This window comes from Stutzerimonas stutzeri SDM-LAC, from assembly GCF_000235745.1.
Classification (GTDB): domain Bacteria; phylum Pseudomonadota; class Gammaproteobacteria; order Pseudomonadales; family Pseudomonadaceae; genus Stutzerimonas; species Stutzerimonas stutzeri_H.
In genome coordinates this window covers 136,161-157,034 of record NZ_AGSX01000010.1, presented here as the reverse complement: position 1 = coordinate 157,034, position 20,874 = coordinate 136,161, and the positions used below count along the sequence as shown (strand labels likewise).

Annotated in this window: 17 protein-coding genes; 7 read left to right on the top strand and 10 right to left on the bottom strand. The window is 61.3% G+C overall.

Features of this window, described 5'->3' with window-relative positions; genetic code table 11:
- The first annotated feature begins 124 nt into the window (after window positions 1-124).
- Window positions 125-1,183, top strand: a complete 1,059-nt coding sequence (locus tag PSTU_RS0101425; protein ID WP_019339266.1) for an AI-2E family transporter — start codon at window positions 125-127, stop codon at window positions 1,181-1,183.
- 29 nt (window positions 1,184-1,212) lie between these two features.
- On the opposite strand, the gene PSTU_RS0101420 is transcribed toward PSTU_RS0101425, so the two are convergent.
- Complete coding sequence (locus PSTU_RS0101420) at window positions 1,213-3,201, bottom strand: PhoX family protein (RefSeq protein ID WP_019339265.1); 1,989 nt, start codon at window positions 3,199-3,201, stop codon at window positions 1,213-1,215.
- 159 nt (window positions 3,202-3,360) lie between these two features.
- On the opposite strand from PSTU_RS0101420, the gene zapE reads away from it, so the two are divergent.
- Window positions 3,361-4,488: a cell division protein ZapE gene (gene zapE / locus PSTU_RS0101415; protein WP_019339264.1), complete on the top strand. Its 1,128-nt coding sequence runs from the start codon at window positions 3,361-3,363 to the stop codon at window positions 4,486-4,488.
- A gap of 6 nt (window positions 4,489-4,494) precedes the next feature.
- On the opposite strand, the gene PSTU_RS0101410 is transcribed toward zapE, so the two are convergent.
- Complete coding sequence (locus tag PSTU_RS0101410; RefSeq protein WP_019339263.1) at window positions 4,495-4,773, bottom strand: peptidylprolyl isomerase; 279 nt, start codon at window positions 4,771-4,773, stop codon at window positions 4,495-4,497.
- A gap of 242 nt (window positions 4,774-5,015) precedes the next feature.
- Between PSTU_RS0101410 and PSTU_RS0101405 the strand changes: the two genes are divergently transcribed.
- The 4 genes from PSTU_RS0101405 to PSTU_RS0101390 all read left to right on the top strand — a co-directional run bounded on the left by PSTU_RS0101405 (window position 5,016) and on the right by PSTU_RS0101390 (window position 9,695).
- Window positions 5,016-6,167, top strand: coding sequence for a gluconokinase, GntK/IdnK-type (locus PSTU_RS0101405; RefSeq protein WP_029404559.1), 1,152 nt, complete (start codon window positions 5,016-5,018; stop codon window positions 6,165-6,167).
- A 43-nt stretch (window positions 6,168-6,210) separates the two neighbouring features.
- Window positions 6,211-7,488 (top strand): TRAP transporter large permease, encoded by a 1,278-nt coding sequence (locus tag PSTU_RS0101400; protein WP_019339261.1) that lies wholly within the window; start codon window positions 6,211-6,213, stop codon window positions 7,486-7,488.
- 56 nt (window positions 7,489-7,544) lie between these two features.
- On the top strand, window positions 7,545-8,561 hold the full coding sequence (locus PSTU_RS0101395; RefSeq protein ID WP_019339260.1) for a TRAP transporter substrate-binding protein: 1,017 nt from the start codon (window positions 7,545-7,547) through the stop codon (window positions 8,559-8,561).
- A gap of 114 nt (window positions 8,562-8,675) precedes the next feature.
- Window positions 8,676-9,695, top strand: a complete 1,020-nt coding sequence (locus PSTU_RS0101390) for a LacI family DNA-binding transcriptional regulator (RefSeq protein ID WP_019339259.1) — start codon at window positions 8,676-8,678, stop codon at window positions 9,693-9,695.
- Window positions 9,696-9,750: 55 nt separating this feature from the next.
- Here PSTU_RS0101390 and PSTU_RS0101385 read toward each other — a convergent pair whose 3' ends face one another.
- Window positions 9,751-10,665, bottom strand: coding sequence for a LysR family transcriptional regulator (locus tag PSTU_RS0101385; protein ID WP_019339258.1), 915 nt, complete (start codon window positions 10,663-10,665; stop codon window positions 9,751-9,753).
- Between the two features lie 146 nt (window positions 10,666-10,811).
- Between PSTU_RS0101385 and PSTU_RS0101380 the strand changes: the two genes are divergently transcribed.
- The gene (locus tag PSTU_RS0101380) at window positions 10,812-12,038 is read left to right on the top strand and encodes an acyl-CoA dehydrogenase (protein WP_019339257.1); all 1,227 of its coding nucleotides are present in this window, start codon (window positions 10,812-10,814) and stop codon (window positions 12,036-12,038) included.
- A gap of 165 nt (window positions 12,039-12,203) precedes the next feature.
- On the opposite strand, the gene xylB is transcribed toward PSTU_RS0101380, so the two are convergent.
- The 7 genes from xylB to PSTU_RS0101345 form a co-directional block, all read right to left on the bottom strand.
- Entirely contained in the window at window positions 12,204-13,727 is a 1,524-nt protein-coding gene (xylB, locus tag PSTU_RS0101375) for a xylulokinase (RefSeq protein ID WP_019339256.1), read from the bottom strand.
- Window positions 13,728-13,737: 10 nt separating this feature from the next.
- Window positions 13,738-15,216, bottom strand: a complete 1,479-nt coding sequence (locus tag PSTU_RS0101370) for a mannitol dehydrogenase family protein (protein WP_019339255.1) — start codon at window positions 15,214-15,216, stop codon at window positions 13,738-13,740.
- A gap of 105 nt (window positions 15,217-15,321) precedes the next feature.
- Window positions 15,322-16,422 carry an ABC transporter ATP-binding protein gene (locus PSTU_RS0101365; RefSeq protein WP_019339254.1) on the bottom strand — a complete coding sequence of 367 codons (1,101 nt, stop codon included), beginning with the start codon at window positions 16,420-16,422 and terminating at the stop codon, window positions 15,322-15,324.
- A gap of 47 nt (window positions 16,423-16,469) precedes the next feature.
- Window positions 16,470-17,303 carry a carbohydrate ABC transporter permease gene (locus PSTU_RS0101360; protein WP_019339253.1) on the bottom strand — a complete coding sequence of 278 codons (834 nt, stop codon included), beginning with the start codon at window positions 17,301-17,303 and terminating at the stop codon, window positions 16,470-16,472.
- A gap of 10 nt (window positions 17,304-17,313) precedes the next feature.
- Window positions 17,314-18,258, bottom strand: coding sequence for a carbohydrate ABC transporter permease (locus PSTU_RS0101355; RefSeq protein WP_019339252.1), 945 nt, complete (start codon window positions 18,256-18,258; stop codon window positions 17,314-17,316).
- A 69-nt stretch (window positions 18,259-18,327) separates the two neighbouring features.
- Window positions 18,328-19,638: an ABC transporter substrate-binding protein gene (locus PSTU_RS0101350; protein WP_029404558.1), complete on the bottom strand. Its 1,311-nt coding sequence runs from the start codon at window positions 19,636-19,638 to the stop codon at window positions 18,328-18,330.
- Between the two features lie 307 nt (window positions 19,639-19,945).
- Window positions 19,946-20,851, bottom strand: coding sequence for an AraC family transcriptional regulator (locus PSTU_RS0101345; RefSeq protein ID WP_019339250.1), 906 nt, complete (start codon window positions 20,849-20,851; stop codon window positions 19,946-19,948).
- Window positions 20,852-20,874 lie beyond the last annotated feature (23 nt).

The window sequence follows — 20,874 nt, the reverse complement described above, 5'->3', positions numbered from 1 at the left end:
GCGGCTCGCGCTGGCACGACGTATCGTCGCCAGCGCGTCGGCTGTTTCGCTGGATCGTGGCCCGTCAGCACTCCTGACGACAATCGCTGACTAACAGATACAACCGCAGCGATAGGATGCACCCGTGACCACAACCCTTGAGCAGAAAGTCTTTCTCGCTCTGTTGCTGACCGTGAGCATTGCGTTCGGCTGGATACTTTTTCCCTTCTACGGGGCCGTGTTCTGGGCCGTCATTCTCGCCATCATCTTTTCGCCGCTGCAGCGTCGCCTGCAGCGGCGTCTTGGCAACAGGCCAAACGTGACGGCGCTTATCACACTGACGGTGTGCCTGATCGTGGCGGTACTTCCGGTGATCCTGATCACCGGTCTGCTGGTCCAGGAAGGCTCGTCGCTCTATAAGCAGATAGAAAGTGGAGAGCTCGACGTCGGCCAGTTCGTCGTTGGCGCGAGGGAAATGCTGCCTGACTCGCTGCAACAGCAGCTGCAGCGCTTCGGTCTTGGCGATCTCGAGCAGATGCGCGAGCGACTCGCGAGCGGCGCTTTGCAAGGCAGCCAGTTTCTCGCCACCAAAGCGTTCAGTTTCGGCCAGGGCACCTTTCAGTTTCTGGTCAGCTTTTTCGTGATGATCTACCTGCTGTTCTTTCTTATTCGGGACGGACGCGAGCTGGTTGCGAAAATCCGCCGCGCGTTGCCGCTGACCGATAACCAGAAACGCAGGCTGTTCAGCAAGTTCACCCGCGTGGTGAGGGCTACGGTCAAAGGCAACATTGTGGTGGCGATTACCCAGGGATTTCTCGGTGGAGTGATCTTTGCAATCCTGGGGATTCCCGGCTCGCTGCTCTGGGGCGTGCTGATGGCGTTTCTGTCCTTGCTGCCAGCGATTGGTGCCGGGCTGATCTGGACACCGGTCGCCATCTACTTTCTGCTCCAGGGCATGATTGTCCAGGGCGTGATCCTGACGCTCTACGGCATTCTGGTGATTGGCCTGGTAGACAATCTCCTGCGCCCGATTCTGGTAGGTAAGGACACCAAGATGCCTGACTATCTGGTGCTGATTTCGACGCTGGGTGGGCTCGCGCTGTTTGGCTTGAACGGCTTCGTAATAGGGCCGCTGATTGCTGCCTTGTTCATGTCGTCTTGGGCCTTGTTCATTTCCCCCGACGCCAAACCTTCATCCCAGTAGGCGTCCGGGCGAGCCGGACGCCGTTTGCGCTAGAGAATACGCTTGCCGTCATCACGCGTGATGATCACCGTCGCCGAGCGCGGCCTGCGACCCGGGCCGTCGGGCCAGGTGCTGGTGTACTCGGTCGGCGTGGACCCTTCCCCTGGGTGCTGAATATTCACGAACAGCGTGCGGAAGTCCGGGGTTGCGGTAATACCGGTCACCTCGGCGCCCAGGGGGCCGACCAGGAAGCGCTTGGTTTCGCCGCTCTTCGGGTCCGACACCAGCATCTGATTGTTGCCGAACGGCCCGCTGCGCAGTTGGCTCCCGCTCATGTCGGTCTGGATCCAGAGCCGACCCTCGTCGTCGAACCAGAGTCCGTCCGGGCTCGCCATGATGTTTTCGTCGGTCAATGGCCGACCGCGTGGGTCACGGCTATCGCTCTGCGGTCCGGCAAGCAGATACAGGTCCCACTGAAATCGAGTGCCCACCTGATTCTTGCCTTCCTCACGCCAACGGATGATGTGTCCGGTGGGGTTTGGTGCGCGAGGGTTGGCTGCGTCGGCTTCTTGCCGCGAGCTGTTGTTGGTGAGCGTGAAATACACCTCGCCGGTGTCGGGATGGACGGCGCCCCATTCCGGGCGATCCATTTTGGTCGCGCCGACGATGTCCGCTGCCAGACGGGTATTGATCAACACCTCGCCCTGATCGGCAAAGCTGATGTTTGCTGCAGCACAGGCCTGCTGGAAGGCTGCGTCCTCGATATCCAGCGCCAGCCAGTCGCCGCTGCCGTCCGGGTTGAAGCGCGCAACATACAGGGTGCCATCGTCGAGCAGCCGGCCATCGCTGCGCTGCGGGCGGTACTTGTCGCGGCTGATGTATTTGTAGATGTACTCGTTCTGCGAATCGTCACCGGAGTAGCAGACAAGCGGCCAGCCCGGTTTGGTCGGTGCAAATACCAGGCCTTCGTGGCCAAAGCGGCCCAGGGCGGTGTGCTTGACCGGCGTCGAGTCGGGGTCGAACGGATCGATTTCGACAATCCAGCCAAAGGTGTTGGGCTCGTTACGATAGTCGGCGCGGGGGTCTGCGGCCGTCGTAGTCGCATCGAAACGCTCGAATTCGTCGCCGCGAACGGTCTCCCACCCGTAACGACCGCTCGAGCGAAGGCCATAGCGCTCCAGATGGCGTGGCAACTCTGCGTCGCGTGTGGCGAAATAGCCCGCCCAGTTTTCCTCACAGGTCAGATACGTGCCCCAAGGCGTATAGCCACTCGAGCAATTGTTCAACGTGCCGCGGGTGGACGTGCCGCTCGGGCTGTAGCGCGTCTTCATCAGGTCATGGCCACGAGCCGGCCCTTCGATGCGCATCGGCGTAGCGCCTGTGATGCGGCGGTTGCGTGCCGACGGCAATACCGACCAGTCTCTCTGCGGGCCCCGGCGTACCTCGACAACGGAAACGCCGTGCGCGTTGATTTCCTTGCGTACTTCATCGGCATCCACGCGTTTGCCTTCAACGACTGTCGGGCCGTTGGGATGCAGCAGCGGCGCATCGATGTATTCGTGGTTCAGCACAAGCAGGCCGTGGTCGCTTTTGCGGCCCTTGAATCGGGCGTCCATCGGGAAAAAGTGCATGCCATCGTGGTGCATGCCGGTTTGCTGGGCCTGGTCTTCCGCGCTGTTGCTGGCGTCTTCGAGAAACGCGGGATAGCGACCGCAGATTGGCGTACCCCACGGAATGAATGTTTTCGCGGAATAGCCAGCGGGTACGGTAATGGTGTCGGCTCGAGTGACTGCCACCGTACCGAAGGAGAGGCGGCTACGCCGTGGGAAGGGTGAGCCGTCGCCAATCTTCGCCGGCTCGGCGGCTTCGACGATCGAAGGCAGCCCGCCGAGAAAGGCAAGTGCGCCGAACGCCGCGCCGCCAGCTAGTACCTTGCGGCGCCCCGCATCGATGACGTTCTGGATGTGAGGGTTGGCTGAGCGGTTACTCGGCAGTTCATCACCATTGCCGAACAGTATGTTTTGGTTATCGTCAGTCACGACGCAGCTCCATAAGGTAATCGACGGGACTGTGACGTTATGTTTGGCGTGCGACAGCTTAATGACACCGCTTCGGCGGTCGACGAGCGGCTCGCTCGTTCTACTCATCGGGCCTGTCTGCGCTACCATCGCCGCCCTCGCTCAGATCGGCCGACCCCAATGGAACTCAACACTCCGCTTGCCCTGTATCAGCAAGCTATCGCTCGTGAGGGTTACGTCAGTGACGCAGCCCAGCTGCGCGCGGTCGAGCGACTGCAACGCTGCCATGAGGCGTTGCATGGTGATGCGACCAGCGAATCGCCAAGCGGCGTTTACTTATGGGGCCCGGTCGGGCGCGGCAAGACCTGGTTAATGGATATGTTCCATCGCAGCCTCCAAGTGCCGGCAAGGCGTCAGCATTTCCACCACTTCATTCGCTGGGTACACATTCGTCTGTTCCAGCTCAACGGCACGCCAGATCCGCTACAGGCGCTGGCGAAGGAGTTGAGCGAAGAGGTGCGGGTGCTGTGCTTTGACGAGCTGTTCGTCGCCGATATAGGCGATGCGATCATCCTAGGGCGCTTGTTTCAGGTCATGTTCGAACAGGGCGTGGTGATCGTTGCAACATCCAACCAGTCGCCTGGCCAGCTCTACACGGACGGCTTCAACCGCGAGCGCTTCCTGCTAGCCATTGATGCAATCGAGTGCCACATGCAGGTCGTCAATGTGGATGGCGGTGCTGATCATCGCCTGCGCCCAGGCGTGGCTGAACAACGCTATTGGGTCAGTGAGCCGCACGAAGACGGGGCGCTGCGCTCGGTATTCGACAGCCTAAGCAGGGGCGAGGCGACTGATAGCAAGGCGGTTCTCGTCGGACGCCGATCGTTACAAGTCGTGTGCAGCAGTGATTCAGTGCTCTGGTGCCGCTTTGCCGCGCTGTGCGAGCAGCCGTTCTCCGCGCTGGACTTCATCGAGCTATGCGATCGCTATTCGACGATCCTGATCAGCGCAGTGCCGCAGCTGGGCGGCGAACAGCGGGAAGGGCGCATCGCCAGGGGGACGGAGGATGGTGCGACGCGAGTAGACGCGGGTGATCGCGAGCTGCCGAAGCTTGCAGCGCACGACGACAGCGTCAGGCGCTTCATTGCGCTGGTCGATGAATGCTATGACCGGGGCGTGCCGCTGTATCTGGAGGCCCGGGTAGCCATGGATGAGCTCTATACCCAAGGTTATCTGTCCTTCGCGTTTCGCCGGACACTCAGTCGGTTGCACGAGATGCAGCTACAGCGTTTCGGTAAGGACGACTGAGATGTCTCAGTCGCGATAGAACACCTGCACCAAGTGATAGCCGAACTGGCTTTTGACGGGACCGTGCACTTCGCGTAGCGGTTTCTTGAAGATCACCTGGTCGATGCTGCGCACCATCTGCCCCGGACGTACCTCTCCCAGATCGCCACCTTTCTTGCCCGACGGGCAGGTCGAGTATTTTTTTGCCAACACGTCGAAGGCTTCGCCGTTGGCAATGCGCTTTTTCAGTTGTACGGCTTCGGCTTCGGTCTTCACCAGGATGTGACGGGCCATGGCTTTTGGCATTACGGATCTCCTCGGATGCGGCGGCGATTGTAGTGGGACAACCCAGCAAACCGAAGCGGGAATGCAGTGAATGCGACCGTTCAGAGACAAGAAAACCCGACGAACGGTAGTTATGGTTTGTTGTATGTTAGCGCTACCATCCGGTCCACAAACATAATGTGGCACAACGATGCCGCCGGAGACCGACAGTGGATTACCACACCCACAGCGAATTCCGCCCTAACCGCCGCGCACTGGTGGTGATGGGCGTGAGTGGTTCGGGCAAGACCGAAACCAGCCATGCCGTAGCCGATGCGCTGGGCTATCGACACATCGAAGCCGATCATTTCCATCCTGAAGAAAATGTTGCGCGCATGCGTGCCGGCACGCCGTTATCGGATGCCGATCGCGTCGAGTGGCTGCAGAAACTCGTCGTTGAAATGCAACGCGCTATCGATGAAGACGTCAGCTTCGTTCTCGCCTGTTCTGCCCTGAAGCGCCGTTACCGCGAGCTGCTACGCGACGCCGTGCCTGGTTTGTGCTTTGCGCATCTTTCCATTGATTACGACACGGCGGTCCAGCGCGTTGGCGGGCGGGCCGGTCATTTCATGCCGATTTCGCTGGTGGATAGCCAGTTCGCAACGCTCGAATCGCCGGCAGGTGAGCCCCATGTACTCGTGGTTGATGCCAGTCAGCCGCGCGAGCAAGTGCTGGATGAGATCGTCACTTGGATGAATCAGGATGGTGGTCTGGCGATCAACGCCAAGGAGGACCTTTCTGCGGCCCCGCTTGATAGCGCTAACAAGCGCGGCGGCAAGGGCGGCGGTCAGCGCGCAACCCAGGCCGACACTGCGGCAGGTGTCGAGCACGTCGAGCTGAAGGGCGCCGAGCTGACCACCCAGCCGATCTATGGCGGCAAGCTCGCGCAGGGCTTCGACCGGATTACCGATTGGCTGATGGCGGCTCTGCTGGCCTTCATGGTCATCGTGGTGTTCAGCAGCGTGGTCTTGCGCTATGCGTTCGGCACGGGTTGGACCGGCGCAGAAGAGCTTTCGAGGTTGGCCTTCGTCTGGCTGGTGTTCGTCGGTGTGGCTTCGAGCATGCGCCGAGGCGAGCTGATGGCCTTCAGCATGATTCGCGACCGGTTTCCGCATCTGTTTCGCCGAGTGGTGGATTCGGTCAGCTGGATCATGGTCGCGGTGGCCAGTGTATTGGCCGCAATGGGCGGATGGAATCAGATGCAATTCGGCTGGACCATCAACAGCCCGGTGGTGGGTTATCCGCTGGCCGTGGCGATGGTTCCGGTCGCCGCCAGCATGGTCGCGCTTGCGGTCCTGGCGCTGATCCAGCTGGTCAATGTCTGGCGTCGACAGCCGCCGTTACCCATCGCCGAAGCCAACGTAACGGCCGATTGATTCCTGATAACAACAAGGGCATACGCCCACCCGAGGTCCGTGCATGACTGTCGTTGTCTTCTTATCGTCATTGTTTGGCTTCATGGCCTTCGGCATGCCGATCGCCTTCGCGCTGATTCTTACCGGCGCGGTGCTGATGTGGTATCTGGATTTCTGGGATGTGCAACTGCTGGCCCAGAACCTTCAGGCCGGTGCCGACAGCTTTCCGTTGTTGGCGGTGCCGTTCTTCATCCTCGCCGGCGAATTGATGAATGCGGGCGGCATCTCGCGCCGGATCATCAACATGGCGCAGGCTTATTTCGGCCATAAGCGCGGTGGCCTCGGCTACGTGGCGATTGCAGCGTCGGTCCTGCTGGCCAGCATGTCCGGTTCGGCGTTGGCCGATACCGCCGCGCTGGCGACGCTGCTGCTGCCGATGATGCGCGAGCGCGGCTACCCGTTGAGTTCGTCATCGGGCCTGGTGGCGGCGGGCGGGATCATCGCGCCGATCATTCCGCCGTCGATGCCGTTCGTGATCTACGGCGTTGTCACCAATACCTCGATCAGTCAGCTGTTTCTCGCCGGTATGGTTCCGGGGTTGATCATGGGCGCCGGGCTTGTCGTGGCGTGGACGCTGATCGCCCGCAAGATCGAAGAACCCCCTCAGGCGAAGGCCAGCGGCGCCGAACGCCGCAAGGCACTGGTCGATGGCGCGGCTGCGTTGATGCTGCCGGTCATCATCGTGGGTGGTTTGCGTTTCGGCCTGTTCACGCCGACCGAGGCGGCAGTGGTGGCTGCAGTCTATGCGTTGCTGGTGTCGACGCTGTTGTATCGCGAACTGAGTTGGGGCGGTGTCGTCGAGGTGCTGACACGCGCCAGCCGCACCACGGCATCGGTCATGTTTCTTTGCGCTGCAGCAATCGTCTCCGCCTACATGATCACCCTGGCTCAGCTGCCGGATGAAATCGCCTCGATGCTCGGCCCGCTGGCTGAAGATCCCAAGCTGCTGATGGTCGCCATCATGGTGCTGATGGTCGCGATCGGTATGGTGCTCGACCTGACCCCGACCATTCTGATTCTCGGCCCGGTGCTGGCGCCGATTGCAGTGAAGGCCGGCATCGATCCTGTGTACTTCGGCGTGATGTTCGTGTTGATCGGCTCGATCGGTCTGATCACGCCGCCCGTTGGAACGGTGCTCAACGTTGTCGGCGGAATAGGGCGGCTGCGCATGGAAACACTGGTGCGCGGTGTCGTCCCGTTCTTCGCCATCTATCTGGCCATCGTCATTCTGCTGATTGCAGTGCCGTCAATCATCACCGTGCCACTGGCGTGGCTGCGATGACCGACGCGAGGCTTGAGCTTCACCCCTTCATCCACAACAACAAAAGGTAAGAGAGCATGAAAAGATTTCTCATCGCGGCGCTGGCCGCCACCACCCTTGGCAGCGCTATCACGGCAGTCACCGCTCAGGCAGCTGACGACATTCGGCCGCGGATGATTCGCTTCGGCTACGGGCTCAACGAGGACAGCAACCAGGGGCGCGCCGCGAAGTTACTGGCCGAGGAAATAAAAAAGGCGTCTGACGGCAAGCTCAAGGTTCGCACCTTTGGTTCTGCCAGCCTGGGGTCTGACGATCAGATGCAGAACGCACTGATGGGCGGCGCTCAGGAAATGATGGTCGGCTCGACCGCAACTCTGGTCGGCGTGGCTGAAGAGATGGCGGTCTGGGACACGCCGTTCCTGTTTGAAAGCGAAAAACAGGCGGACTACGTGCTGGATGGTCCGGTGGGCCAGAAAGTCATGGACGCGCTTGAGGAAAAGGGTCTTGTTGGCCTGGCCTACTGGGAGAACGGCTTCCGCAACCTGACCAACAACGTGCGCCCGGTCGAGAAGATGGAAGACTTCGACGGCATCAAACTGCGGGTCATGCCGAACCCAGTGTTCATTGATACCTTCAAACTGATGGGCGCCAATGCTGTCCCGCTGCCGTTCTCCGAGCTGTTTACTGCACTGGAAACCAAGGCAGTCGACGGTCAGGAAAACCCCTATAACACCATCCTCTCGTCCAAGTTCTACGAGGTGCAGAAGTACCTGAGCGTGACCAACCACGTGTACAGCCCATGGATCGTCACGGCCTCCAAGCGCTGGTGGGATGGCCTGTCGAAAACCGAGCAGGACATTATCAGGACGGCGGCCGAGACAGCGCGTGATGCCGAACGCGAGGACACCCGCGCCGAAGCGCGCGAAGCCCTGGCCAAGATCAAGGAGCACGGCATGGAAGTGAACAAGGTCAGCGCGGAGGAAATCCAGCGCATGCGTGAGCAGGCCAAGCCTGCCATCCAGACCGTGATCGATACGGTTGGCGAGCCGCTGTTCAACGAAGTACAGGCAGCGATCGAAAAAGCGCCGAAGTAAGCGGTTGCACCCCATTCAGGCCGGGTGAACGCTGGCGTCTGTCAGTGCTCACCTGGCCTGCTTCGGGGCGCCTTCCCGTATAGAATCTCCGCCCTTTCGCCGCTGGATCCCACCATGAGCTCTCGTCGTCGCCGTTCGCTTGAGCGGGCCACGTTGTCCGATGTGGCTCGCAGTGCCGGTTGTTCACTGATGTCCGCCTCACGTGCGCTGTCGCAACCCGAGCGGGTGTCCGACGCCCTGCGCGAGCGAGTGATGGCCGCGGTCAAGGCCTTGGGTTACGTCCCGCATACGGCGGCGCGGAACTTGGCGAGCGCGCGCTCGAATCTGGTCGCAGTAATCATCCCCTCGTTATCGAACGCGGTGTTCGTCGATACCGTAGAAGCTATTCAGCGCGTGCTGATGCCGGCGGGCTATGAGCTGATGATCGGCGTCAGCCATTACCATCCCGAAGAAGACGAACGTCTGTTGCGTGCCTACCTGGCACATCAACCGGCGGGGCTGCTGGTCACTGGCTTCGAGCGCAGCGATGCCGCGCGCGAAGTGCTGGGCAGCTACACCAGTCCAATCGTGACGCTGATGGAGCTGAGCGATGCTGACGAGGAGTATTGCGTCGGTTTTTCCCAGCTCGAAGCCGGCGCGGCCATGACTCGCAAGCTGCTCGAACGCGGCTACCGCAACATCGCGTTTGCGGCCGCGCAACTCGATCCGCGGACGCTGCAGCGTGCCGAAGGCTATCGACAGGTCATGCGCGGCGCCTCGCGATACGATGCCGCGCTTGAGCTGCTCACCCCGCAGGTTTCATCCATCGGACTGGGCGCCGAGTTGCTCGACCGGTTACTTGCGCAGCATCCGAAGATCGATGCAATCTTCTTCAATAACGACGACCTGGCGCTGGGTGCGCTGTTTCGTGCTCGCCAGCTGAACTTGGCAGTGCCGGAACGGCTGGCTGTTGCCGGGTTCAACGACCTGCCAGCGGCCGCCTGGATGCACCCGGCGCTGACTACCGTGCGCACCACCCGTGGTGAGATTGGCAAGCTGGCTGGACAGATGTTGCTGAGCCTGATGCGCGGTGAAGCGCCGCCGCAACGGCGTATCGATGTGGGCTTTGAAGTGGTGATGCGCGAAAGCGCCTGAGTCAGACCGGCGCGCATTGCGCGTGCCGGTTGTTTTCGGATTCTCCGCTAGATACTCAGTCGGCCTGCTGCGCCGCCGTAACCTGCTGAGCGATCTCGATCATCTGCTCTCGCATCCAGCGGTTGGCCGGGTCCTGATCGGTGCTCTCGTGCCAGTAGATGTGTGTCTCCAACGGCGGGATATCCACTGGCAAGGGCACCTGGTACAGATCATGACGACGGGCGAAACGCTCGGGAACTGTGACTGCCATGTCGGTTTGCTGAATCACCTGGGTTGCCATCATGTAGTGCTGCGAGCGCAGGGCGATCTTGCGCTGTTGGCCCATCTTTCCGAGGGCCAGGTCGACCATGCCCAGCCCGCTGCGCCGGCTCGAAATATGGATGTGCGACAGCGACAGGTATTCCTCGACGCTGAGCTTGTCCTTGGCCAGCGGATGCCCGCGGCGCATGGCGCAGACATAGCGGTCTTCCAGCAGTTTGACGTGGCGCACTTGTGGGTCGGTGTTGAGCGGGGCGTCCATGGCGAAATCCAGTCGCCCGGCGGCCAGCTCCTTGGTGGTCTCGCGACGCTTGGCTAGCATGCTCTCGATCTTCACGTTTGGCGCCAGGCGACGCAGGCGCTGGAACAGCGGCGGCAGCACCACAGCCTCGGTGAGGTCGGTCATGCTGATGCGAAAGGTCTTGTTTGCCTGCAGCGGATTGAAGGTGCGGCTTTCCTGCACCGAGACGCGCAGCAACTGCAGCGCATTACGTACCGGCCCGATGATGTTCTGCGCCATCGGCGTCGGCACCATGCCTTGAGCGGTTCGCACGAACAGTGGGTCGTTGAAGGTTTCCCGCAGGCGTGCCAGTGCGTTGGAAACGGCTGGCTGGGTAATGCCCACGATCTGTCCGGCGCGGGTGAGGTTCGCCTCGGTATAGATGGCGTCGAAGACAATGAATAGATTCAGATCGACCTTGTTCAGGTTCATTGTTGTGCTCTCTGGCGTGTATCGGGGTTCGCCGATCATATATCGGTGATGAATGTTTATACACGAGGAAAATAGCTTAGATAAATCAACAGGCGTCCTCTAGCATTCAAAATTACAAAACATTACCTGCCAGAAGGTCATCGCCCATGGATTTCGCCTACTCCCCGAAGGTTCAAGAGCTGAGAGAGCGTGTGCAAGCGTTCATGGATGCTCACGTCTATCCCGCCGAAAAGGTTTTTTACCAGCAGGTCGCAGAGGGCGACCGTTGGCAGCCAACCGCCATCGTCGAGGAACTCAAGGCCAAGGCGAAAGCCGAGGGCCTGTGGAACCTGTTTCTGCCGGATTCCGAGCTGGGTGCTGGCCTGACCAATACCGAATACGCGCCGTTGGCTGAAATCATGGGCAGCTCGGGGCTTGGCCCGGAAGCCTTCAACTGCTCGGCACCGGACACCGGCAACATGGAGGTTCTGGTTCGCTACGGTAGCGAAGCGCACAAGAAGCAGTGGCTGGAGCCGTTGCTGCGTGGCGAGATCCGTTCGGCGTTCGGCATGACCGAACCAGGCGTAGCGTCGTCCGACGCCACCAACATGGAAGCCCGCGCGGTACGCGAGGGTGACGAATGGGTCATCAATGGTCGCAAGTGGTGGACCTCCGGTGCCTGCGATCCTCGCTGCAAGGTGATGATCTTCATGGGTCTTACCAACCCTGATGCGCCGCGTCACCAGCAGCATTCGATGATCCTCGTGCCAATGGACGCACCGGGCCTGGAAGTCCTGCGCCCGCTGCCGGTGTTTGGCTACGACGACGCGCCGCACGGCCATGCCGAGGTCTTGCTGGAGAACGTCCGCGTGCCTTACGAGAATGTGCTGTTGGGCGAGGGCCGCGGTTTCGAGATCGCTCAGGGCCGCCTTGGCCCAGGTCGTATTCACCATTGCATGCGCTCGGTCGGTGTCGCCGAACGTGCGCTGAAGCTGATGTGCGAGCGCTCCGTGAACCGCACCGCGTTCGGCAAGCCGCTGGCGCGACTGGGCGCCAACCTGGACCACATCGCCGAATGCCGGATCGAGATCAACATGGCGCGACTGTTGACGCTCAACGCCGCCTACATGATGGACACGGTTGGCAACAAGGTCGCCGCGAGTGAAATTGCACAGATCAAGGTCGTGGCACCAAACGTCGCGCTGAAGGTCATCGACCGTGCCATCCAGATTCACGGTGGTGCCGGGGTCTCCGAGGACTTCCCGCTGGCACATTGGTGGGCCATGCAGCGCACCCTACGTCTGGCTGACGGCCCGGACGAGGTCCACCGCGCTTCGATTGCCAAGCATGAACTGGGCAAGTACTTCCCGCGGGAAATGTTGCGTAGCCGCTGAGTTGGCGGGCGCCACCAAGAAGGCAGAGCCGTAGAGCATGGCTCTGCCTTTTTTGTGGTTGTCTCTGCGCTGCAAGCGACATATGGAGCGGATTAGCTTGCGTCTACTGACACCTGCGATGCGATGCGGTTGGTTTGTGACCACGTTCGGCCCATGCTCAACTCATCACGGCGCAATCGTCGTCAGATCCGGCGGTGTGCTTTGACCGTAGGTGCTGCTAATTAGACTTCGATAACGCCGGTAGGCCTGTTCATAGCGCTGAACTGCGCCGGGTTCAGGCTCGACTGCGGTTGCCTCGTCAACACTGACGCAGCGCTCACACAATGCTTCAAGGCTGGCTTCAGGGTTGCTCTGTCTCGCATGGCACCAGGCGGCCTGAATTGCGCCGCCCAGTGCAGCGGCTTCGCTGTGGGTGGTACAAACCACCGGTGTCGCCATCATGTCGGCAACCATCTGCCGCCACAGCGGACTCTTCGCACCGCCACCGATCAACTGAATCCGCTCGCTGCGAATGCCACTGTCGCGTAGCAGATCCAAGCCGTAGCGCAGGCCGAAGGTCACGCCCTCGACCACCGAACGGCAAAGATTGGCGCGGGTGAGGTTGTCCGCGGTGAGGCCATGCAGGCTGGCCGTGGCCTGGGGCAGGGCGGGTACACGCTCTCCGTTGAGAAACGGCAGCATGGTTACACCTTCAGCGCTAATCGGAGCGTGCGCCGCCAGGGCGTTGAACTGCTCAAGATCGAGCTGCAGCAGGTCCCGAATGGCGCCGCTTGCATTGGTCAGGTTCATCGTGCAGATCAGCGGCAGCCAGCCGCCACTGGACGAACAGAACGTCGCGACTGAAGGCTGCGGGCTGATACGCGGCTGGTTGGCATAGGCGTACAAGGTGCCGGAGGTGCCCAGGCTCATGGTGATCGCGCCAGAGCTGATATTCCCCGTGCCGATCGCGCCCATCATGTTGTCGCCGCCGCCGCTCGAAACGATGGCCTGCGGGTTCAGGCGCAGGCGCTTCGCCAGCTCTGGACGCAGCCGGCCAACGGACTGGTGTGATTCGATCAGCTCGGGCAGCGCGGCTTCGATGCGACCGCTTGGGTCGATATGCCGCAAGATCCCGAAGTCCCATTTCCGGGTGCGCACGTCGAAATAGCCGGTCCCAGAGGCGTCTCCGTACTCGCTGCAGCAGCGGCCGGTGAGCCAGTAGTTGAGGAAATCGTGCGGCAGCAATACATGCGCGATGCGCTCGAACAGTTGCGGATGCTGTTCTTTCATCCACAGCAGTTTGGAAACGGTGTAGCCCGGCGCAATGACCACGCCGAGGCGTTCGAGTGAACACTGTTCGCCGCCCAGCCAGTCGAGCAGGCGGCGGTTTTCGTCAGCCGATTCGGTGTCGCACCAGAGCTTGGCAGGCCGCAGTACCTGGCCTTCGGCACCGAGCGTGACCAGGCCGTGCTGCTGGCCGGAAATACCGATACCGAGGACCTTGCGACCGTCCGCGCCGGCGTCAGCCAAAGCGCCTGCGGTGGCCTTTTCGAAGGCTGAAATCCACTGCTCGGTTTCCTGTTCGCGACGCCCGTTTGGTCCGCTGATCAGCTCGTGGCTGGCCGAGCCCTGACCCAGCACACGACCGCTGTCTGCATCAAGAAGCAGTGCTTTTGTGCCTTGGGTTCCGCAGTCGATACCGAGATACATGGCGTCTTCCTCAGCGTTTCAGCAACAGATCGAGCGTGCCGCTGACACCCAGCGTCCGCAGCCGCAGCAGGTTGCGCTCGAACGCATCGCGAAATGCCGGGGACCGGCCAATCTGCTTGCCGAAGATTTCCTCGCGCCCCAGCAGCCGCTCAGCGAGGCCTTCATCGTCCTCGACCAGCGACTGACAGAACTCGGCGCGCGGATCGGGAATGCTGTACGAGGTTCCATTCTCGTCGACGCCTTTGAGGTACAGCGCCCAGGCCGCGACGACCAGCGCCGCGCGGTCCAGCTCGGCGTTATCGGTGATCAGGCGATTGATGGTGGGCACGCTGAATTTGGGAAATTTCGACGAGCCGTCGGAGCAGACGCGCTCAAGCTGATCGGCGATCGCGCAGTTCGAGAACCGTTCGATCAGGGTCCGCTTGTACTCCGTCAGGTCGATACCGGGTACATGGGCCAGCTGCGGCGTAACGTCGTCGTCCATATAACGGCGGATGTACTCGACGAACAGCGGGTCGGCCATGGTCTCGTGCACGAAGCGATAGCCGCGCAGGAACCCGAGGTAAGTCAGCGCGAGGTGGCTGCCGTTGAGCAGCTTGATCTTCATTTCCTCGTAGGGCGCGACATCGTCGGTGAACTGCACGCCGACCTTGTCCCAGGCAGGCCGGCCGGCGACGAACCTGTCCTCCAGCACCCATTGCACGAAGGGCTCGCAGACGACGGGCCAGGCATCGTCTATGCCGTGCTGCTGTTTGAGGTCCTTGCGGTGTGCGGCGCTGGTCATCGGCGTGATCCGGTCGACCATGGCGTTGGGGAAGCTGACGTTCTGCTCGATCCACCCGGCCAGCTCGGCATCCACCCGTGTGGCGAAGGCCAGGGTTGCCTTGCGGGTGACGTCGCCGTTGTGGGGCAGGTTATCGCAGGACATTACCGTGAAGGGCCCCGTGCCTTCGCCCCGGCGCCGGGCGAGTGCCGCGCAGATCAGGCCGAAGACGCTGATCGGCGCCCGTGGATTGGCCAGATCATGCTGGATCTGTGGCAGCGCGGCGTTGAACTCGCCGGTGCTGTCGTCCATGCAGTAACCGCCCTCGGTGATGGTCAGCGAGACGATGCGGATGGCCGGGTCGGCGAGCCTGGCGACTACTGCTTCGGAACCGTCCTGAGTCACAAGCAGCATGTCGCGGATGCTGCCGATCACGCGGACCTCGGTGTCTGGGCGGTCGTCGAGTTCGACCAGGGTGTATAGGTAATCCTGCGAGGCCAGCGCATCGCGCATGGAGACCTCGTCGGCGCGGGTGCCGATGCCCCAAATACCCCAATCGAGTCCTTCACCGGTGTTCATCAGCGCATCGGTGTAGGCCGCTTGATGGGCGCGATGAAACCCGCCGACCCCGATGTGTGCGATGCCGGCCGTGACCGACCCGAGCGAATAGGACGGACGAGCGATGTGCGCCGGCAGCTGCGGCAGGTTCTGTTCATTCAACTTCATGTCAGGCCTCGCTGGGCGTGAAAAGGGGAAAAGCCGGCGGCGTAATCGCTGCCGTGATGGCAGCGATACGTCGGCGAGCGGGTTGTTGCTGGAACGGTCTGGCGGTCAGGCGACCTGTTGCAGCGGTTGGCCGACGGCCAGTCCGTTGCGATCGAACAGGTGGCAGTGCGCGGCCTCCAGGTCCAGGGTCAATGGCTCGCCATATCGCGGCGTGAAATCGCCACGGATGCGCATCGTCAGCGGCTCGCCGGTGCGGGTGATGACGTGGCAATAGGTGTCGCTACCCAGTCGCTCGCTGACATCGGCCTTTACGGTCAGCTGGCAATTGCCTTCGCTGCCACGGTTCAGATGCTCCGGACGAATGCCCAACGTAACCGGGTCGCCCACCGCCAGCGCGCCGCCCCGTGGCAGGTATAGGCGGCAGCCGGCTTCCAGCTCGACTTCAACGCCTGCAGCGTCGGTCCGGCTGATACGCCCTTTGAGGAAACCCATCTTTGGCGTGCCGAGAAAGCCCGCAACGAACAGGTTCGCCGGATGGTGGTAGAGCTCCATGGGCGAGCCGACCTGTTCGATGCGCCCGCCATTGAGCACTACGACCTTGTCGGCCAGGGTCATGGCTTCGACCTGGTCATGGGTGACGTAGATCATCGTGGCCTGCAGCTCCTGGTGCAGGCGCGACAGCTCCAGGCGCATCTGCACGCGCAGCGCGGCGTCAAGGTTCGACAGGGGTTCATCGAAAAGGAAGACCTTGGGGTTGCGCACGATGGCGCGACCGATGGCGACCCGCTGGCGCTGCCCGCCGGAGAGTTGGCGCGGCTTGCGTTCGAGCAGCGGTTCCAGCTCCAGGGTGCGCGCGGCGGCTTCGATCTTGCGCGCCACTTCCTGCTTGTCGGCACCGGCCAGGTCGAGGGCGAACGACATGTTCTTGCGTACCGTCATGTGCGGATACAGGGCGTAGGTCTGGAACACCATGGCCAGGTCACGCTTGGCCGGGCTGAGGTCGGTGATGTCCCGACCATCGAGCTCGATGGTGCCGCTGCTGACTTCTTCGAGCCCGGCGATCAACCGCAGCAGAGTGGACTTTCCGCAGCCGGAGGGGCCGACGAAGACGACGAACTCACGGTCACGGATATCCAGGTCGATGCCCTTGATGATCTCGTTGCCGTCGAAACCTTTCTTCAGGTTGTGGATCTTCAGGTCTGCCATGTTCGAATCCTCTTTTGTTCTTGTCGGTCTTGTTGATACGGCGGCGGTTATTTCACGGCACCGAACGACAGGCCACGGACCAGCTGCTTCTGGCTGATCCAGCCGAATATCAGGATGGGCGCGCAGGCGAGGGTGGAAACGGCCGAGAGCTTGGCCCAGAACAGCCCTTCGGGGCTGGAGTAGGAGGCGATCAGCGCGGTCAGCGGCGCGGCATTGGAAGAGGTCAGGTTCAGCGACCAGAAGGCCTCGTTCCAGCACAGGATCAGTGAAAGCAGCATGGTCGAGGCGAGGCCGCCCTTGCTGATCGGCAAGAGCACGCGAAGCATTTCCTGCATCAGCGTGGCGCCGTCCATGCGCGCGGCTTCGAGGATGTCGCGAGGGATGTCCTTGAAGTAGGTGTAGATCATCCAGACCAGGATCGGCAGGTTGATCAGGGTGTAGATGATGATCAGCACCGCGCGGCTGTCGAGCAGGCCGAACTGCTTGGCCAGGAGGTAGATCGGCACCAGCACGCCCACCGGCGGCAGCATCTTGGTCGAGAGCATCCACAGCAGGGTGCCCTTGGTCCGCTTGGTCTCGTAGAAGGCCATGGAATAGGCGGCGGGAATGGCGATCAGCATGCCCAGCGCGGTGGCGCCGAAGGAGATGGTCACCGAGTTCCAGGCGTACTTGAAGTAGCCGCTGCGGTCCTGGATGTGCAGGTAGTTTTCCAGCGTGGGCGTGAAGATGAACTGCGGCGGCGTGGCGAAGGCGTCGATCTCGGTCTTGAAGCTGGTCAGGATCATCCAGAAGATCGGGAAGAACAGCAGCAGCGCCACGGCCCAGGCGAGCAGCCCGACCACCAGGGTATTGAGGCGGCGACTTTGTTTGAGCGTCAGCATCGGTCTGTCCTCAGTATTTTTCGGTGAGATTCTTGCCGAGCATGCGCACCAGGATGATCGCCGCGATATTGGCGATCACCACGGCGATCAGGCCGCCGGCGGAGGCCATGCCGACGTCGAACTGCAGCAGCGCCTGGGTGTAGATCAGATAGGCAAGGTTTGTGGAGGCGTAGCCGGGGCCGCCACTGGTCGTGGTGAAGATTTCAGCGAAAACGGAGAGCAGGAAAATGGTCTCGATCATCACCACTACGGCGATGGGGCGCGCCAGATGCGGCAGCGTCAGGTGCCAGAAAATCGCGATCGGGCCGGCGCCGTCGAGGCGGGCGGCTTCCTTCTGTTCCTGATCGAGCGACTGCATGGCGGTCATCAGAATCAGGATTGCGAAGGGCAGCCACTGCCAAGACACGATGATGATGATCGAGAGCAGCGGGTGCTGGGCCAGCCAGTCAATGGGCTGCGCGCCGAAGAACTTCCAGACGGCGGCGAGGATGCCGGAGACGGGATGGTAGATAAGGTTTTTCCAGACCAGGGCACTGACGGTCGGCATGATGAAAAACGGCGAGATCAGCAAGACGCGAACTACGCCGCGACCAGCGAAATCCGCCGCCTCCAACAACGCAGAGATCAGCACGCCGAGCACCACGCTGATCAGCAGTACGCTGCCGACCAGCAGCAAAGTGTTGATCATGCCGGGCATGAAGCCGGCGTCGGTCAGGAAGTACTGAAAATTCTCCAACCCGACGAAGCCATTCTCGCCCGGGTAGAGCAGGTTGTAGCGGATCACCGAGAAGTACACGGTCATCGACAGCGGCACCAGCATCCACAGCAGCAACAGCGCAACGGACGGGCTGACGAGGAACCAGCTGGGTGCGAACCGGCGCGGCTTGCGCTCGTTCGACTCGCTTGCCGTATCGGTAACAGGGGCCTTGGGCAAGGCTGTTGAGGTGGTAGCCATGGGGCGTTCTCCGGCTGAAGGCCATGAGGGCTCAAGTGAGCCCTGTCCGGTGGGGATGCCTGGTGCGACCTACTTGGGATAGCCGGCGCGCTTCATTTCACGCGTGGTTGTTTGCTGCACAGCCGTGAGCATCTGCTCGACCGGCATTTGCCCGGTGAGCGCGGCGGAGAACATCTTGCCGACCTGAGTACCGATGGCCTGGAACTCCGGAATGGTCACTAGCTGAATGCCAACGTAGGGCACCGGCTTGGCGGACGGCGACGCAGGGTCGGCCTGCTTCAGCGACTCCAGCGTAATCTTGGCGAACGGCGCGGCCGCCATGTATTCCTCGCTGTAGGTGGACTCGCGAGTACCTGGCGGCACATTGGCCACGCCATCGGTCTCGGCGACCAGGTTGGCATACGACTGCGATGTGGCCCAGGCAGCGAACTCCTTGGCTGCGTCCTTCTTCTGCGAGCTGGTTGGAATTGCCAGCGCCCAGGAGTAGAGCCAGGCCGATCCCTTGTCTGTAACTTCCTGCGGGGCAAAGGTGAAACCAACCTTGTCGGCAACCTTGCTCTGTGAAGAGTCGGTTACGAAGGAGCCGGCCACGGTGGCATCGACCCACATGGCGCATTTGCCGCTGTTGAACAGCGCGAGGTTTTCATTGAAGCCATTGCTGGACGCGCCCGGTGGGCCGTAGTTGCTCAGCAGGTCGACATAGAAATTAGCCGCTTTGGTCCATTCCGGCCCGGTGAATTCGGGCTGCCACTTTTCATCGAACCAGCGCGCGCCGAAGGCATTGGCGATGGTGGTCACCAATGCCATGTTCTCGCCCCAGCCGGCTTTGCCACGCAGGCAGATGCCGTACTGTTCTTCGCCCGGCTTGTGCAGCTTTTTGGCGTATTCCGCCATCTGCGTCCAGGTCGGGTGCTCCGGCATTTCCAGCCCGGCCTCCTGGAACAGGTCCTTGCGGTAGTAAGTCATCGAGCTTTCGGCATAGAACGGCAGCGCATACAGCGTGCCGTTCACCGAAAGGCCTTCACGAACCGATGGGAAAACGTCGTCCAGCTTGTAGCTTTCGGGGAGGTCGGTCATGGGCGCCAGCCAGCCCTTTGCGCCCCATAGCGAGGCCTCATACATGCCGATAGTGAGCACATCGAACTGGCCGCCCTGAGTGGCGATGTCGGTGGTCAAGCGCTGGCGCAGGACGTTCTCTTCGAGTACGACCCAGTTGAGGTCCACGTCAGGATGCTGTTCTTCGAAGGTCTTCGAAAGGCGCTGCATGCGGATCATGTCCGCGTTGTTGACGGTGGCAACCGTAATGGTTTCGGCGGCAGCGTGCGTCACACCGATCATCGCAATACAGGTGGAACCGAGCAGCAAATGGGTCAATTTCATCTGGAACTCCTCTTCCGCGGCCAGGGGGCGGAAGCGCTTATTGTTTTTGTTGTTGCTCGCGTACTGCGGTACGAGCGGCTCGCGAGCATTACAACCCTGGAGGCGTCGGGTCACAAAGCCCTGACTGCACATTGTCTGATACTTTTTTGCACTCCTTGGGCATCGGTTAAAAGAGCGGGGTAGAGGGCATCGCAGCGCAACAAAGCGCCGTCTCTTCAGGCTAGAGCCGCGGTCTGAAACCAATAGACGTGAGCAAAGAGGGGTACGGCGGGACGTCATTTGATGCAGCGGGACGCGAGGATGCGTATCAGCTTGCCAGGTTCTGCTCGGTCAGCCGTTGCTCGATCAGGCGGCGATAGCAGGAAGGCGTCATGCCCTTGAGTTGCTGGAAGCGGCGATTGAAATTGGACAGATTGTTGAAGCCCGATTCGAAACACACATCGGTGACCGGCTTGTCGGTGTCCAGCAGCAATTCGCAGGATTTGCTGATGCGCAGGCTGTTGACGAATTCGACGTAGCACCGACCGGTGGCACGTTTGAAAAAGCGCGAAAAGTAGGTCGGTTTCATGCCCAGGTGGCAGGCGACCTCTTCGAGCGGCAACTCACGCATGTAATTGTCGAAGATGTAGTTGACCGCCATGTTGGTGCGGTCTGCGTGATGCTCATCGCCGAGCTGTGCCGAAGTGGCCCCGGAAAGCAGCTGGTAGTCGTCACAACTGGCGAGCAGTTCAAGCATGATCAGGAAATAACCGAGGCGGGTGGCGCCACGGCTGTCCGCAACGCGGTGCATCAGCCGGCTGGCTTCGGAAATGGTGTGCGGGCAACGGAACTCGATGCCGTAACGCGAGCGCTCAAGCATTGGAGTGAGGCTGCGCAGTTCGGAGAACACGCTATTGCCCGCTTCGAACAGCTCATCGGTGAAGTTCACCAGCATGTCGCGCTTGGCCACGACTTCGCCGTCATCGACCTGGCTGATCCAGTTGTGAGGCAGATGTGGGCCTGTGAGAAACAGACTCTCCGGCCCGAAGTTACCCACATAGTCACCGACGAAGACCTTGCCCGAACTCGCAACGATCAGGTGCAGCTCGTACTCCTTGTGGTTGTGCCAGCGCACCAGCGGGCACGGAAAGCCATGCTCCCGGTAAATCAGGGAGTTGCCGTGGTGATCGTCCATCAACTCATAGGATGGGTCGGAGATCTTCAGCGCTTTCATGCCCGGTCCAGTCGTCCTTATTC